The sequence below is a fragment of the Gottfriedia acidiceleris genome (genome assembly GCF_036421055.1).
In the GTDB taxonomy this organism is placed as follows: Bacteria; Bacillota; Bacilli; order Bacillales; family Bacillaceae_G; genus Gottfriedia; species Gottfriedia acidiceleris_C.
In genome coordinates this window covers 73518-89672 of record NZ_JAZGQS010000004.1, presented here as the reverse complement: position 1 = coordinate 89672, position 16155 = coordinate 73518, and the positions used below count along the sequence as shown (strand labels likewise).

At 32.0% G+C, this 16155-nt stretch carries 18 protein-coding genes and 1 tRNA gene; 7 read left to right on the top strand and 12 right to left on the bottom strand.

Annotated features, from left to right (window positions below; translation table 11 throughout):
* Positions 1-75, bottom strand: a tRNA-Asn gene (locus RAH41_RS07455).
* Positions 76-389: 314 nt separating this feature from the next.
* Here RAH41_RS07455 and RAH41_RS07450 point away from each other — a divergent pair.
* From RAH41_RS07450 to ispG, 3 genes are all read left to right on the top strand, one after another.
* Positions 390-1148, top strand: a complete 759-nt coding sequence (locus RAH41_RS07450; RefSeq protein WP_331221597.1) for a DUF1189 domain-containing protein — start codon at positions 390-392, stop codon at positions 1146-1148.
* A gap of 118 nt (positions 1149-1266) precedes the next feature.
* Positions 1267-1599 carry a hypothetical protein gene (locus tag RAH41_RS07445; protein WP_331221596.1) on the top strand — a complete coding sequence of 111 codons (333 nt, stop codon included), beginning with the start codon at positions 1267-1269 and terminating at the stop codon, positions 1597-1599.
* Between the two features lie 116 nt (positions 1600-1715).
* On the top strand, positions 1716-2816 hold the full coding sequence (gene ispG / locus RAH41_RS07440; RefSeq protein WP_331221595.1) for a flavodoxin-dependent (E)-4-hydroxy-3-methylbut-2-enyl-diphosphate synthase: 1101 nt from the start codon (positions 1716-1718) through the stop codon (positions 2814-2816).
* Between the two features lie 56 nt (positions 2817-2872).
* Here the strand turns inward: ispG and RAH41_RS07435 are convergent, their stop codons facing one another.
* From RAH41_RS07435 to RAH41_RS07420, 4 genes are all read right to left on the bottom strand, one after another.
* Positions 2873-3955, bottom strand: coding sequence for a sulfate/molybdate ABC transporter ATP-binding protein (locus tag RAH41_RS07435; protein WP_331221593.1), 1083 nt, complete (start codon positions 3953-3955; stop codon positions 2873-2875).
* Positions 3956-3966: 11 nt separating this feature from the next.
* Complete coding sequence (gene cysW / locus RAH41_RS07430; RefSeq protein WP_331221592.1) at positions 3967-4848, bottom strand: sulfate ABC transporter permease subunit CysW; 882 nt, start codon at positions 4846-4848, stop codon at positions 3967-3969.
* A 2-nt stretch (positions 4849-4850) separates the two neighbouring features.
* On the bottom strand, positions 4851-5681 hold the full coding sequence (gene cysT, locus RAH41_RS07425; protein WP_331221591.1) for a sulfate ABC transporter permease subunit CysT: 831 nt from the start codon (positions 5679-5681) through the stop codon (positions 4851-4853).
* Positions 5682-5789: 108 nt separating this feature from the next.
* Positions 5790-6842 carry a sulfate ABC transporter substrate-binding protein gene (locus RAH41_RS07420; protein WP_419471578.1) on the bottom strand — a complete coding sequence of 351 codons (1053 nt, stop codon included), beginning with the start codon at positions 6840-6842 and terminating at the stop codon, positions 5790-5792.
* A gap of 437 nt (positions 6843-7279) precedes the next feature.
* Here RAH41_RS07420 and RAH41_RS07415 point away from each other — a divergent pair, with 437 nt between their 5' ends.
* Both RAH41_RS07415 and RAH41_RS07410 read left to right on the top strand, forming a co-directional pair.
* Entirely contained in the window at positions 7280-8044 is a 765-nt protein-coding gene (locus RAH41_RS07415) for an arylamine N-acetyltransferase family protein (protein WP_331221589.1), read from the top strand.
* Between the two features lie 101 nt (positions 8045-8145).
* Complete coding sequence (locus RAH41_RS07410) at positions 8146-8277, top strand: hypothetical protein (RefSeq protein ID WP_331221587.1); 132 nt, start codon at positions 8146-8148, stop codon at positions 8275-8277.
* Between the two features lie 36 nt (positions 8278-8313).
* On the opposite strand, the gene RAH41_RS07405 is transcribed toward RAH41_RS07410, so the two are convergent.
* Together RAH41_RS07405 and RAH41_RS07400 are read right to left on the bottom strand one after the other, a co-directional pair.
* Positions 8314-9924: a M20/M25/M40 family metallo-hydrolase gene (locus RAH41_RS07405; protein ID WP_331221585.1), complete on the bottom strand. Its 1611-nt coding sequence runs from the start codon at positions 9922-9924 to the stop codon at positions 8314-8316.
* Positions 9925-10158: 234 nt separating this feature from the next.
* Entirely contained in the window at positions 10159-10614 is a 456-nt protein-coding gene (locus RAH41_RS07400; RefSeq protein ID WP_331221584.1) for a hypothetical protein, read from the bottom strand.
* 263 nt (positions 10615-10877) lie between these two features.
* Between RAH41_RS07400 and RAH41_RS07395 the strand changes: the two genes are divergently transcribed.
* Complete coding sequence (locus RAH41_RS07395; RefSeq protein WP_331221583.1) at positions 10878-11309, top strand: VOC family protein; 432 nt, start codon at positions 10878-10880, stop codon at positions 11307-11309.
* A 146-nt stretch (positions 11310-11455) separates the two neighbouring features.
* On the opposite strand, the gene RAH41_RS07390 is transcribed toward RAH41_RS07395, so the two are convergent.
* The 5 genes from RAH41_RS07390 to RAH41_RS07370 all read right to left on the bottom strand — a co-directional run bounded on the left by RAH41_RS07390 (position 11456) and on the right by RAH41_RS07370 (position 14755).
* On the bottom strand, positions 11456-12238 hold the full coding sequence (locus RAH41_RS07390) for an SDR family oxidoreductase (protein ID WP_331221582.1): 783 nt from the start codon (positions 12236-12238) through the stop codon (positions 11456-11458).
* 188 nt (positions 12239-12426) lie between these two features.
* Entirely contained in the window at positions 12427-12582 is a 156-nt protein-coding gene (locus tag RAH41_RS07385; RefSeq protein ID WP_331221580.1) for a hypothetical protein, read from the bottom strand.
* Between the two features lie 145 nt (positions 12583-12727).
* Positions 12728-13138 (bottom strand): Fur family transcriptional regulator, encoded by a 411-nt coding sequence (locus RAH41_RS07380; RefSeq protein ID WP_069034156.1) that lies wholly within the window; start codon positions 13136-13138, stop codon positions 12728-12730.
* Positions 13139-13145: 7 nt separating this feature from the next.
* The gene (locus RAH41_RS07375) at positions 13146-13982 is read right to left on the bottom strand and encodes a metal ABC transporter permease (RefSeq protein ID WP_331221578.1); all 837 of its coding nucleotides are present in this window, start codon (positions 13980-13982) and stop codon (positions 13146-13148) included.
* A complete protein-coding gene (locus RAH41_RS07370; RefSeq protein WP_331221577.1) occupies positions 13979-14755 on the bottom strand; it encodes a metal ABC transporter ATP-binding protein in 777 nt (258 codons plus the stop codon). The genes RAH41_RS07375 and RAH41_RS07370 overlap by 4 nt, the downstream gene beginning before the upstream one ends.
* A 235-nt stretch (positions 14756-14990) precedes the next feature.
* Between RAH41_RS07370 and RAH41_RS07365 the strand changes: the two genes are divergently transcribed.
* Positions 14991-15860 (top strand): YitT family protein, encoded by an 870-nt coding sequence (locus RAH41_RS07365; protein WP_069034159.1) that lies wholly within the window; start codon positions 14991-14993, stop codon positions 15858-15860.
* Positions 15861-16155: the final 295 nt, after the last annotated feature.

The window sequence follows — 16155 nt, the reverse complement described above, 5'->3', positions numbered from 1 at the left end:
TGGCTCCGCAGGTAGGGTTCGAACCTACGACCACTCGGTTAACAGCCGAGTGCTCTACCACTGAGCTACTGCGGAATAATTTTGTTTGTCCTTAAGACAATATTTAATTTATCATGTTTCATACTAGACGTCAACACTTTTCATTATTTTTTTGATTATTAATTTATATTAACTATTTTATAGTGCAAATAGATTGTTTTATCGAGGTTTAGAACCAAACTTAAATACAATCCTTAATTCATTGTACTTCTCTTCTGATTTACTCTTACCATTTTAATTAAAGTTTAATATTCAATTACCAAAAAAAGATTATAATATACAAAATAGCCCGAAAGTTACATAATAAATTTCGGGATGTGAAATAACATTAAATAAGAAAGGATGAGTTTATGAATATATTTAAACAATTTTGGTTTAGTTTATACTCTCCAAAAACAATATCAAGATATAGACTCCAAAAAATCGGTAAAACAATCTTTTTTCTTTTCCTACTAGCAATTTTATATACTCTTCCTGGTTTCTTTTCATTTGAAAAAAATGTGAAGCTTCAGGTGAACAATGTTTCTGATTTGCTTAAGGACAATATTCATTCAATTTCTTTAAACAAAGGAGCTATAACAATTAACGATAATAAGCCGTTCGAACGAAATATCGGTGAATATAAATATGCTTTTTATCCAAATGAAACAGTTATGCCTTCAAAATTAAAAAGTGAACAATTTTCTGTTGTTGTATTAAAAAATAGAGTAATTATAAAAAATGATAAAGGCGAGCAAGACTTTCCTTACCCTTCATTAAAATCTACAAAAATAAACAAAGCAGACGTTTCAAAATTTATTAAAAATATTGAAGAATCTCTTCCAGTATTTTTAATCGCATTATTTTTTCTATTTTATTTAGGATCTTGTATCTTCATATTTATAGTTGCTACATTATTAGCATTTTTAACAGCTTTATTTAAGTCGACTAAACACCTACCTTTTAGACAACGCTTTGCAATGGTTTCGTATAGCTTAACATTGCCTACTGTTATCTATATATTACTAGGATTATTTAAAATAAACATTCCATTCCAAACTTTAATTTTTATTTTAATAACTGTTGCTATGTACACATTAACAATTAAAAATTTACCTTCTAAAAAATAATGATGACTGAAGTGTGTTTCACACTTCTTTTTTTTTTCTAAAATATTTATTGGACCAAGCTCCTAGTAGGAATATTCGTTGTGGACAAGCATATAGTCTACAAAAGGAGTGATTATTAATGAAAAAAATAGCTTTTTTACTAGGTTCTTTATTGCTCGCATATATAATATTTTTTGACCTCCAAGTAGGGACGATCCCAACTAAACATATTGCTACAGTAGCAAAAGCAACAAAATCTGAAACAAAATCAACCTCACTTCCAAAATATGAAAAAATTCAAGTTAAAAACGGTGACACTGTATTAGGAATTATCGAAGAACTTAACCCTGATTTTAACCAACCAATTAGCCAAATTACAGAAGATTTTAGTGCATTAAACAATGGACTTTCACCTACTAAAATTCAAAGTGGAAAATCATATAAATTTCCAATTTACTCTTCACAAAAATAAAATTTGTGATATATTTCTTTAGAACCAGTTGATAAAATGAGTAATCATGAAGAAAATATGATAATGTAGATTTATAAAAATAGAAATAAAGTTATTTTTGAAGGAGCGAGTTACTCGTGAACGAAATTACACATAGAAGTAAAACACGCGCAGTTAAAGTAGGTAATGTCGTTGTTGGTGGGGCAAATGAAATTTCAATCCAAAGTATGACAACGACAAAAACACACGATGTTGAAGCAACAGTTGCAGAAATTAAACGACTTGAAGAAGCTGGATGTCAGATTGTTCGAGTTGCAGTACCAGACGAAAGAGCTGCAAATGCAATCGCTGATATTAAAAAACAAATTAACATACCTCTTGTTGCAGATATACACTTTGATTATAAATTAGCCTTAAAAGCAATTGAAGGCGGAATAGATAAAATAAGAATTAATCCAGGTAATATCGGTCGTAAAGAAAAAGTTGAAGCTGTAGTAAATGCTGCTAAAGCGAAAGGAATTCCGATTCGTATCGGTGTTAATGCTGGTTCATTAGAAAAACGAATCTTAGAGAAATATGGTTATCCAACTGCTGATGGAATGGTTGAAAGTGCATTACATCATATTAAAATTCTTGAAGATTTAGATTTCCATGACATCATCGTTTCGATGAAAGCATCAGATGTAAACCTTGCAATTGAAGCATATGAAAAAGCTTCAAAAGCATTCAATTATCCTTTACATTTAGGGATTACTGAATCAGGTACATTGTTTGCTGGTACAGTTAAGAGTGCCGCTGGTTTAGGTGCAATCATTAGTAAAGGGATCGGAAATACAATGCGTATCTCATTAAGCGCAGATCCAGTTGAAGAAGTAAAAGTTGCAAGAGAATTACTTAAATCTTTCGGTTTATCTTCAAACGCTGCGACATTAATTTCTTGCCCTACATGTGGTCGAATTGAAATCGACTTAATTAGTATTGCAAATGATGTTGAAGAGTACATTTCAACTTTAAAAGTACCAATTAAAGTTGCCGTACTTGGATGTGCAGTAAACGGTCCTGGTGAAGCACGCGAAGCAGACATTGGTATTGCCGGAGCTCGTGGCGAAGGATTACTATTCCGTCATGGGGAAATCGTACGTAAAGTACCAGAAGCAACAATGGTAGAAGAACTAAAACGCGAAATCGATATCATTGCCAAAGAAAAGCTAGCTGAACTAGAAGCAGCAAAAGGTTAATAATAATAAAAAAGGTTAAGGAATGCTCCTTAACCTTTTTTAGTTCTTTTTCCTTATCAAATCGAATAATCTTGAGGAATAAATACCTTCAATTCATTAGGACGGACAAATACCCTTTCTCCAAGTTGAATCTTTAGTTCGTAAAATAATTCGTTCATAAGTTCAATTTCAACATAATCATTTGTATCCTCCCGTAAGACTTCCACATAGACGATAGGCCCTACAGCATGAATATGAGTTACAATTGCACTGATCGAAGTTTGATTTGTTTCAAATTTTTCGATTGTAATTTGATGAGGACGAACATAACCCGTAACCTCTTTCTGTTCTTTATGTTCTTGTTCAACTAATTCTGGTAATGGAATTTCTAATCCTCCACTTATTAAGCTCCCCTTATTTATCCTTCCATGAAATAAATTTACTTTGCCAAGAAAATCATAAACAAACGGACTTGCTGGTGTATGGTAAACTTCTTCAGGTGTTCCGATTTGTTCAATCATTCCGCCATTCATTATGACAACTCGATCTGCAACTTCAAGTGCTTCCTCTTGATCATGCGTTACAAATATGCTCGTAATATGAATTTCATCATGGAGTTTACGCAACCATCTTCTTAAATCCTTCCGAACTTTTGCATCTAATGCTCCAAAAGGTTCATCTAATAATAATACACTTGGTTCAACAGCTAATGCTCTAGCTAATGCAACACGTTGTCTTTGTCCACCAGATAATTGAGAAGGAAATCGATTTGCAAAGCTTTCTAATTTTACTAATGATAGTAATTCCATCACTTTCTCATTAATTTTTCTTTTTAAAGGGCGAGTAGCTCTTGGTCTAACCTTTAAACCAAAAGCAATATTTTCAAAAACAGTCATGTGCTGAAATAAAGCATAATGCTGGAAAACAAACCCTACATTTCTCTCTTTTACCTGCACATTTGCTACATCTTGATCTTCAAAAAATATTTCACCGGAATCTGGATTTTCTAGACCGGCAATTATTCGTAACAACGTTGTTTTACCGGACCCGGATGGACCTAATAAAGCAACCAATTCCCCTTTTTTTATCGTTAAATCAATTCCTTTTAAGGCAGTTTCATTTTCATAACTTTTTATTACATTTGAAACTTTAATTGACATACAATCCTCTCCTATTGTTTCTCTACCTTTTGAACTTTCCATTCAATTATATTTTTAATCACTAACGTCAGAATCGCAAAAATGGACATTAGTGACGCAACTGTATATGCTTGTGGAAATTGGTACTCATTATATAAATTTTCAATATGAAGTGGCATCGTAATTGTTTCTCCTCGAATATGTCCAGATACAACTGATACAGCACCAAATTCTCCAACCGCTCTTGCATTGCATAATATAACGCCATACAAAAGTCCCCATTTAATTTTCGGAAGTGTCACCTTCCAAAAAATATGCCATCCGTTCGCACCCAAAGTGAGCGCAGCCTCTTCTTCAGCACTCCCTGTTGCCTGCATAACTGCAATTAATTCTTTTGCGACAAAAGGCAATGTGACAAAAATTGTTGCTAAAACAATTCCTGGGGTTGAAAAAATGATTTTCAAATTATGTTCCTTTAACCATCCACCAAAAATCCCATTATTCGGGCTAAATAAAAGTACAAATAAAAATCCTGCTACAACCGGCGATACTGCAAAAGGAAGTTCTATTAAAGTTACTAAAATATTTTTTCCTTTAAAATTAAATTTCGTTGTAGCCCACGCAATCGAAACGCCAAAAATCGCATTAAGGGGTAACGTAATAATCGTTACCAAAAACGTCAATTTAATTGCTGCTAATGTCTCATCATTTACAATCGCTTCTTTATACACGCCAAAACCATCTTGTAAAGCCTTTATAAAAATTGAAACTAATGGAAGAAATAAAAATAGTGCTAAAAAGAGTATGACAATACTGATTAAAATGATGGGAATCGTACTGACGCTCAATTTTACTCTTTTATCAGTACTAGAATTCACTTCTATTTTTCTCTCAATTTTATATTCTCTTTCCATTCTTAACCTTTACCCCCTTGAACAAAAGCACGATTTGCATATCTTTGAAAAATACTAATGATCAATAAGAGTAAGAAAGAAGTTACTAATAATACAACTGCAAGTGCGGTTGCACCCGAGTAATCGTATTGCTCTAATTTTGTCATGATTAACAAAGGTGTGATTTCAGTCTTCATTGGCATATTTCCAGAAATAAACACGACTGACCCATACTCACCTAAGGATCTTGCAAAAGCTAAAGAAAATCCCGTCAATAAAGCTGGTAAAATCCCTGGAAAAATAACCTTCCAAAATATTTGAAAACGGTTTGCACCTAAACTTGCTGCTGCTTCCTCAACATCTTTTTGAAAATTTTCAAGAACAGGTTGAACCATTCTAACTACAAATGGTAACCCAATAAATGTAAGAGCTATAATAATACCGAGTGGTGTATAGGCAATTTTGAATGAGAAAAATTTTCCAACCCAACCATCAGGAGAATACAATGTAGTTAAAGTAATCCCAGCAACTGCAGTTGGTAATGCAAAAGGTAAATCAATGAATGCATCTACAACTCGTTTTCCAGGAAATCGATAACGTACAAGCACCCAAGCTACTAATAAACCAAAAACAGCGTTAATAATCGCAGCAATAAAGGCAGTTCCAAAACTGACTTTATAAGACATTAGTACTCTATGTTCACTAACAATTTTAATAAATTTTGACCAACCTATATCGAACGAATGTAAGAACAGCATCGATACCGGAAGAAAAATAAAAAAACTTATATATAATATTGAAAATCCAAACGTTAATCCAAATCCAGGTAGGATTTTTTTCCGCTTCTTAAACAAATTCTGTCAATCCTCCTTAAAATAAAAATCAAATAAAGAAGACTTGGCTTAAGCTCTAGTAAAACGCCTAATAAAGTCCAATGTCCTCCTTATTTTCGAATTACGTGATTATTGATATATTTGATCGAATACTCCGCCATCATTAAAATGCTTCGATTGAGCTTTATTCCATCCTCCGAAATCTTTATCAATTGTTAATAATGGCAGGCTAGGATATAGTGCACTATATTTAGCGAGTATCTCTTTATCTCTCGGTCGATAATAATTTTTTGCAATGATCTTTTGACCTTCTTTACTATAAAGATAAGATAAGTAGGCCTTTGCCACTTCTTCCGTTTTCTTTTCCTTCACATTTTTATCAACAACCGCAACAGGTGGCTCAGCTAGAATACTAATTGAAGGATAAACAATTTTATATTTCCCCTCACCTAATTCCTTCACTGAAAGTAGTGCTTCATTTTCCCATGCAATTAATACATCTCCAATTCCTTTTTCAACAAATGTAGTTGTTGAACCACGTGCACCAGTATCTAATACTGGAACGTTTTTATATAATTTCTTCATAAACGCTTTAACTTGTTTCTCATCACCATTATATTTTTTGTCTGCATAACCCCAAGCAGCTAAATAATTCCACCTTGCACCACCGGACGTTTTTGGATTTGGAGTAATTACTTGAACTCCTTTTTTCGTTAAATCATCCCAATCCTTAATATTTTTCGGATTTCCTTTCCTTACTAAAAAAACAATTGTTGATGTATAAGGTGTTGAATTGTATTTAAATTCTTTTTGCCAATTAGGAGATATTAGTTGTGCCTTTTCATTGATTGAGTCAATATCATATCCAAGAGCTAATGTAACGACATCAGCATCTAAACCGTCGATTACTGCCCTAGCTTGCTTCCCAGAACCACCATGAGACTGTTTAATTGTTACAGTTTGGTTATGTTCTTTTTCCCAATATTTACTAAAAACTTTATTATAATTTTCATATAATTCGCGAGTTGGATCATAAGAAACATTTAACAATTCTACTTTTTTATTTGCAGCTCCAGTATTAGTAACCTCAGATTTATCATCCTTCAAGGTCGCATACAATACTCCCGAAACTGCTAAAACAACAACTACCGAGCTAATAATCCATTTCTTTGCGCCCACAATGATCTACCCCTATCAGTTTCAATTTTTTTGATTTTTATTTGTACCATCTCTACACTTCAACACATTAAAATCTCCCCTTTAAGGCACAAATGTAAAGAAAGCTCGTCGATTGCCTAGCCTTTTAGGCGTAGGCCGAGACGCTAGTTGCACTTTTACTTTATAATTGGTCGCTACAGTGAGTACTCTTTTAGCGCTGCCAATTTATCCTTTTTAAAGTGCAAAAAAGACCCTTAACTAATGAAAATAGTTAAGGGCCTTTGGTCTTCCAATCAGCCATATTGATTTTTTATATAAGCTTAATAATAAACACACTATTCCTATGTGTCAACTATGATTTTAGAAAATTTAAAATTATTTCACCTATTTTTCACTTTTTATACAATCCTCATTGTATACTCAATATATTTACTATTTACAATAAATTTATGGAGGATTGCATGCTAATCGAGTCATATTTTAAACACATCTGTTTAAATAAACCCCTAACAATTTCATATTCCTCATTAAAACAAATTCACAAGCACCATTTACTTTCAATACCTTTTGAAAATATCGATATTATTTCTCATATACCACTCTCAATGAATCCGTCTGTCATAATGAAAAAAATAGCTACAGGTAAGCGTGGTGGAATTTGTTTTGAAACGAATTCATTACTTTTTACAGTTCTACAGGAATTAGGTTTCAATGTATCTTTTATTTCAACTAAATTTTGGAATGAAGAAAAACAGTGTTGGAATCCTGAATTCTCACATTTATCTCTATTAGTAAAAATTGACGATCAAAACTATCTCGCAGACGTAGGAATTGGTGGAGGCTTTTTAGAACCACTCTTGCTTCGTGACCAATATGAATACTCAGATTCAAACGGGTCCTATCGAATGATGAAACAAGACGATTCGAATTTTATACTTCAAAAATTTAATAGAATTTGGAGAGATTTACTATTCATTACAATTATCCCAAAACAGCTCCAACAATTCGAAGAACAATTTCATTACATCCAAACTAGTAATGAAACAATTTTTACCCAATATAAAATCGTCAACTTATTAACGAAAGAAGGAAGAATTTCATTATCAGATCACCAATTAAAAGTAACCAAAAATCATAGAATCTGTCTAACTGAAATAAATAGCCAAGATGAGTGGCAATCCATTTTTAATCAACTATTTAATCAAAAAGCAGAAATAAAAGGTTAAAAAAATTAGCTGTCACTGAACATTTTCGCCCCACAAACTTCTAATAATTTAGTAAATTTTGCACAAATTAATAGTAATCGAAGTGAAGGGAGCAAATTAAATTGAAAAATCGCGAAACGCAAAACAGCATGATAAGAGAAAGAAGAGAAGACGAAATAAATAATATTAATCAGAGCCAAAAAAATAACCAACCACTTCCTCAGCCAAAGGATATTGAAGAAATTGAATATTAAATAAAAAAACCTTCTTTTTAGAAGGTTTACTTTTTCTCATTTTATCTTACTAATCATATGAATCACTTCTTCGACTATATAAGGCACTTCTTCAAATGCATTTCTCATATGTAGCCTCTCAGTTAACTTATGAGCATCTTTTCCGAACGGTCCGATATTTAACACTGGGGCATTTAATTTTTCCATTAAATGAAAAGGTAAAGTATAACTATCTCCCCATACTGGTGTGTTCAACTCGAATGCTGCCCATCCGCCAGTCGAATCACTGTAATTAACATAGCTTAAGTCACTTATTCCATTAAAATAGTGAATACGTTTGACGGGTAAATTAAACTGACTACTAGCAAGCTCAGAAGAAAATTTAATACACTGCTCCACTAACTCATCTCCAGTAGAATTTATTGCTGGATAATAAGGTGGTGCGAATAAAATGATAATAGCAGGTGCAAGCTCCTGACATTCAATCATTAAATTGTCTGCAATTCGAAAGGACTTTTCACGATCATCCCACTCACTGTGCGAATGAATTTCTTTTTTCAGGTTCAACACATATTCTTCGCCGAGCTTCTTGATAGCATATTGCTGCAACTCTGAATATTGGATAACTTTTACTTTTCCAATTGGATTTACGTTATGTTTTTTACAAATATTTTCATATTCAAAACTACATTCTTCAGCAGCTTCATGTGCTATTTTTTCGAATAAATTAAAAACATCAGAAGCATTCCTTTTCATTAAAAACACATTGTATAGAGCACATGTACGAAATGGTGTTTGAGTTGAATACTCCAACCTCAAGTCCTTCTGCTGTAATGTAACAGGTAACGGAGTCTTCTCACCAAAATCAATCTCTTGAAACTCCTCATTCCACTCCATTTTTCTAGTTAAAAAAGATGCAATATATGGAGATGTTATACCACTTAATGGTTCACCAGCATGAGTTTCTTTACCATAAAATAATGCTGCTGGCATTATTTTACCTATTGTACCAGAGTAAATATAATACTTTGGATCACCTGGTTCTTGTGAAAATACGGGCTCACCATTTAAAAATAATTTAAAATTCAAATCATATTCTTCTTGAAGATTTACAAGTGTTGAGACCGCGTCACGCATTCCAGTCGAATTTACCTCTTCATCAGGAACAGTTAATAATAAAAGATTAATTGGCCATTCCTCAATACTAGCTTTCTCAATTATACTCATATGCATCGCAAGTCCCATTTTCATATCCATCGAACCACGACCAAATAAATATTCTCCAGATTCCAAATCACTTTGAACTTCTTTTGATAATTCATTTAGCCTTTCATGAAAAGCATTTGTTAAATCATCTGTTTTTGTAGACAAATGTTCAAGCTCACCATATTCCTCTGTATTTACCGTATCAAAATGACTTATCAGACAAATTGTATCTTTTACATCTGGCCTTTTATACAATGCAGTTAAAAATTTTCGACCTTTATCTGAATCATGTAATTTCAGTTGATGTGGTAAGTCTTTAAAATATTTTAAAGCAGATAGCTTGTTAAATAAATTAACAGGAAATTCCCTTTCCCCAGCTGTCAGCGTTATACTTTTCCAGCCAACTAGCTCTGTAAGTAATGCTTTTAAGTTTTCAGGTGAATTCCATAACATCTTATTCATATCTGTCCCCCATCATATTCTGTAATTTAAGTTTATATTATCTCTACTTGCAAATAGGTAATTCAATCAATATTTCACCTATTCTATAAATGTAACTTAATACCTTTTTTAAATAGAAAAAATAAAAAACCATCTATTTCTAGATGGAAAAATTAATAGCAGTATCTAGTGAAAGTAGAACTTAAAAACTTGATTAGTAGACTCTTTACAAGCGTTTGGAAAGCAGTCTGACGCTTAATATTGTGCACCATTTATATTCCACACAATAAAAGTACATACAAAAATTAGTCCAAATAAGAACATTAGTATAAATCCGGATAATTTCGCTAACCCTTTTTCTTCTTTTATAATCGCAACTACACCAGTCATTAAGCTCGCAAAAAGACAAATATAATAAATATAAAATGCTATAACCTTTATCGTATTTAAAGTTTCGATTGTAAATGCAAAAATCGCACTAATTAAACTACCTAAAACAAAGAAATAGGCTAATTTACCGATTTTTTGACTAAACTTAATCACTCCATTTGTAATAATTCCAAAACAGCTAATTAGCGATAGCCAAAAAATCCCTTCTAAGATTCTTCTGCTAACAATTGGCAATGAGTTCGCAAAATGTCCTATTAATGAAATAAATATAACAAACAATAATATGAAGACATTTCTTCTATATTTTTTGAGCTCCTGCAATCCACTCAGCCTCCTAGGCTATAAGTTTATTAAACATCTTGCCCTAATGCATACTATTCAACAATAGAGACAATTCCCCTCTATTTAACGGAAAAATTAACAAATAAAAAAGAACAAAAGTTCTCGTTTTATGTCGAAAAAAATTTAATTCAACTCGTATTGCAAACGTATGTTCTTTATTTTATAATTTAGATATGGATAGAAGAGAATATGGCAATGGATAGACAAGAACAATAATTTTTAACAAAGGAGTGAAGCGGGACATGTCATTAGAATTAATCCCTTATTTAATCATGGATGGAAATGCTCAAGAAGCAATCAACTTTTATGAAAAAGCACTTGATGCAAAGGTATTATTCAGTCAAACTTATGGAGAAGTTGGAGAAGATTCAGAAGGAAAGATACCGTCTGATGCTAAGAATTTAATCATGCACGCAACGATCCAAATCGGAGAATCAGTATTAATGCTTTCAGATGCTTATCCTGGTTACCCGTTCCAAAGTGGAAACCAAGTAACAATTTGTATTTCCACAAATGAAATTGAAATTTCAAAACGATTTTTCGAGGGCCTTTCAGAAGGTGGCGAAGTAGAATTACCATTACAAGATACTGGATTTAGCCCATGTTATGGTAAAGTAGTCGACAAATTTGGCGTATTATTCCAAGTATTTACACACCCTGCCGGGCAGAAATAATATCATTTTAATTACCTATTATTGAACACATTGCTTGTTACATAGTTCTACAATTCCATGTTCGAAAATTCTTAGTTAGTATTTCATACTTAATTTAACCGCAAAAAAAATGACTCAGCCATCTATGTCTGAGTCGTTTTAATAAATTATATTCTTCTTTGGATATACCTTACAACATTCGTAACTAATTTTCTTGGCATGAATCGAACAGAATTTGCCAGAATTTTATTTGTCATCCCAGGTATCACAATTGTCTTACCATCTCTAAATCCATTATAACCTACTTTAGCTACATCTTTTACATTCCCTACTCCACTTTGAAATAAATTTGATTCATGCATATTTGCACGCTTTCCAAAATTCGTTTCTGTTGCACCAGGACAAACAGCTGTTATTTTAACATTTGTTCCTTTCACTTCATTCGCAAGTGCTTCTGTAAAAGAAAGAACATAAGACTTTGTTGCATAATAAACAGCCATTAATGGCCCAGGTTGAAATGCTGCAGTAGATGCAATATTCATTACTCCGCCTTTATTTCGATCAAGCATCCCTTTTAAAAACAGTTTTGTAAGATGTGTAACAGTACGAATATTTAAATCAATCATGTTTAACTCATCGTCTAAATTTGTAGTGGCAAACTCCCCAAATAATCCAAACCCTGCATTATTTACTAAGTAATCAACTTGAATATTTTCAGCATTTAATTCCTTTTGTAAAGAAACTATTTCCTCTTCCTTAGATAAATCTTTTGAAAATAGACGAATCTTTACTTTCGACATTGATTCAATTTCACTTTTTACTTGCATTAAATTATCAATCGATCTTGCTACTAAAACTAAATCGAACCCATCCTTTGCAAATAAAATAGCTAATTCTTTTCCAATTCCTCCAGATGCTCCTGTAATTAATACGGTATCATTTGACTTCATGTTTTTTTCTCCTTACTCTTCATACTTATATTATTTGTCATTTAATCCTAATAAAGATTATACGTTTAAACATTTAAACATATAAGATGAAACTTACTATACCTTAAAAAAGAAAAAAAGACAATCATTTATTGTCTTGAAAATGTTGGAATTATAAAGGAAAGTTTCTTTCAATCAGATGAGTGGTCCTAATCTTTTTTTAAGTTTTCATTGATCTTATCAAGCTTTGCTTCAATCCTCTGCATTTGAAGCCTATTTTTTCTAATAAAAATAAATACTAAAATAATAATAGCAACTGGTATTAAAAATACAATCAACTGAAAAATTAAATCTCCTATTGCCATACTACCTACTCCTTCCTTATTTTAAGTTCATTAAACTAATTTCACTTCTAAATTAAAGTATAAACGAAGTTGGGAAATTATGTAATATACACTTGTTCCTAAAATAAATAGAGAGTACAATTGTACTCTCTAAAGTGAATAGACTTCAACTACATTCTGGACAAAGACCGTATATTTCAAATTTATGGCTTTGGACTGTATATCCTGGTAAATCAACAGATAAATTGTCCATAGGGCATCTATAAATGCTTTTTGTATTACCACAATCTAAACAAATAAAATGATGATGGTGCTCTGAAGAAGAACACTTCGATCGAAAACGTTTTTCACCATCTAGTTCTGTAACTTCTACTACATCAACCTCAATAAATGTTGATAAATTACGATAGATTGTATCGAAGCTAAGTCCTTTGTATTTATCTTTTAATGCCTGTTGAATATCTCTTGCAGTTACATATTTATTTTGCCTAAAAATATATTCAAGCATATCATATCGTTTAGGCGTATTTTTGAAGCCTCTTTCTTTTAATAATTTTGAAGCATCTGCTAATTTCATTTAATCACTACCTTTGACTTGTTCTTAATTTCTTCAAACTTAAAGTAAAAATAAGAATAAGGATTTGCAGGATCACAATCGTACCACCAGGCGCGAGATTTAAATTATAAGAAAGCAAAATACCTGCAACAACTGAAAACTCTCCGAAAATAATTGAAAAGAAAATTGTTTGCTTAAACCCCTTCGAAATTCGTATGCTCGCTGCTACTGGTAAAGTCATTAGAGAAGATACTAATAAAACGCCTACAACTCTCATAGAAATGGATACTACTAAAGCAACTAATAAGATAAACAAATAATGAATCCATTTTGCATTAATACCTGAAGCAACTGCATATTCTTCATCAAATGATAATAAGAACAATTCTTTATAAAGTACTATGATAGATATTACTACAAAAACAGCTATAATTATGACAGTAATTAAATCTTCTTGTGACACAGCACTAACACTACCGAATAAATAACTAAATAGATCAGTATTAAATCCATTAGCTAATGAAATTAAAATGACACCTAATCCCATTCCTCCTGAAAGAATGATTGGAATTGCTAACTCCTGATAATGTTTATAAACACTTCTTAATTTTTCAATTAAAAATGCTCCTGCAACTGAAAATGTCATCCCCATAAATAAAGGACTAATAAAACCAGATGTAAAGAAAAACTTTTCAAGTAAAAGACTTGCGGCAACTCCTGATAAAGTTACGTGACTCAATGCATCAGAAATAAGTGATAGTCTTCTAAATACAACAAATACACCTAATAATGGAGCCATAATTCCAATAATCATACCAGTGATTAATGTATTTCTAAGAAAATCATAATGAAAGAAATCCATCATATTCGATCTCCTCCATTCTCGTGATTGTGAGATAGTACATGCACAGAATGGCCATATAGAAGAGACAAATCCTTCTCAGTAGCATCTTTAAACGTATCTCGACTACCATGGAAGTGTAATCTTTTATTTAAACATGCAACATGTGATACTTTGTCAGTAATAATGCCTATGTCATGAGAAACTAATAATAAAGTAATTCCAAGCTTAGTATTTAAATCGCTAAGTAATTGATAAAAGCTTTCTACATTTTCAGCATCTACCCCAACGGTTGGTTCATCGAGTATTAATAGTTCAGGATTACTTACAAGTGCTCGTGCAATAAAGACACGCTGTTGTTGTCCTCCTGAAAGTTCACCAATATTTCGATTTGCAAATTCATACATTCCAACTGATTTTAAAGCTTCAACGACTTTTTGTTTATCCGACTGTTTAAAACCGTTAAACAATCCAATTTTAGAAACAAGACCTAATGATACTACTTCAAAAACCGATGCTGGAAATCCGGAGTTAAAACTATTCGCTTTTTGAGAGACATATCCAATCTTATCCCAACTTTTCATTTTTCGGATATCAGTACCGAATATCTCTATTTTTCCTTCATCTGGTTGTTGGATACCTAATATACATTTTAGTAAAGTTGATTTTCCACTACCGTTTGGACCAACTAGACCTAAAAAGTCTCCTTTTTTTACTAGAAGATTAATGTCTGTTAATACCTTTTGACGTTCATAGCTATAAGACAAATCTTCAATTTTTATGATATCTTGACTCATTTATTTAAACACCTTCATCTATTTAGGAATAATTACGTTTTACTTCAAGTTCTTAGTATAAGAGAATACTTCTTATTTGTAAACAAAGAAAACTCGGCAAAATATTTATCGGTTATTAATTGATTTTCCCCCTTAATTCTCTAATGCATTTTTAATAAAACAAGTCTTATCACTTTGTGATGAAAAATACAATATGTTACAATTAAGCTATAAATATAGATAAAGAGGTGGTTTTTTGAACGCAATTACACATCGTAAGCTTTCAAACTTTAAGATTATTAGACGGGGGTTTTTTATTACATTAGGAGCTGCTTTGATGGCAGCTTGCTTAAAAGCATTCTTTATTCCAACTGATATCATTGATGGTGGAATCGTAGGTATCTCTTTGATCCTCTCCCATATTACTTCGATTAATCTCGGTATTTTTCTATTCTTGTTAAACTTACCTTTTGTAATAGTAGGTTATAAGCAAATCGGTAAAACATTCGCTATTTCAACTTTATTTGGTATCACTGTACTTTCAGTATTTACCTCTCTTTTTAAGGACATTCCTCATTTAACTAATGACCCTTTACTAGCTGCATTATTTGGTGGATTAGGTTTAGGTATTGGCGTAGGCTTAGTAATTCGTAATGGTGGCTCACTTGATGGGACTGAAATTATAGGAATACTTTTAACAAAATCATCACCTTTTTCAATTGGTGAGGTTGTTATGGCATTTAATGTATTTATTCTTGGAAGTGCAGGATTTGTATTTGGATGGGATAATGCTATGTATTCATTAATTGCCTATTATGTAGCATTTAAAACAATTGATTTAACAATTGAAGGGTTCCAGGATACTAAATCTGTTTGGATCATTAGTGATAATGATAAAGAAATCGGTGATGCATTAAATGCCCGATTAGGTCGTGGAGTTACATACTTTCATGGCGAAGGTGGCTTTATGGGTGAAGATAAAAAAATCATCTTTACAGTCATTTCAAGGCTTGAAGAAGCAAAATTAAAATCAATTGTTGAAGACTATGATGAAAATGCTTTTGTAGCAATCGGAAATATAGCTGATGTTAAAGGTGGAAAGTTTAAGAAGAAAGCAATCCACTAATAGTAAACAATTAAGCTTGAATTCTATTATGAATTCAAGCTTTTTCCTATTTTAATAGTTTAATTGAGTTGCTCATTCGCTTTTTAGGTTTCCTCATTCAAATTCTTCAACGCCAAACTTATTCAGTTAAAGATTACCGCAAATAAGAGGATTTAAAGTTGCATCTGAATCCCAATGTGAAAACATAGATATGGCACAGTTTTCTATCGACACCTCCCACTGTTTTAAATAAATCAATTGAGATTGGTGTCCTATGCTCATTATTTATCATAAGCTTTCATAAAATTAATTGATG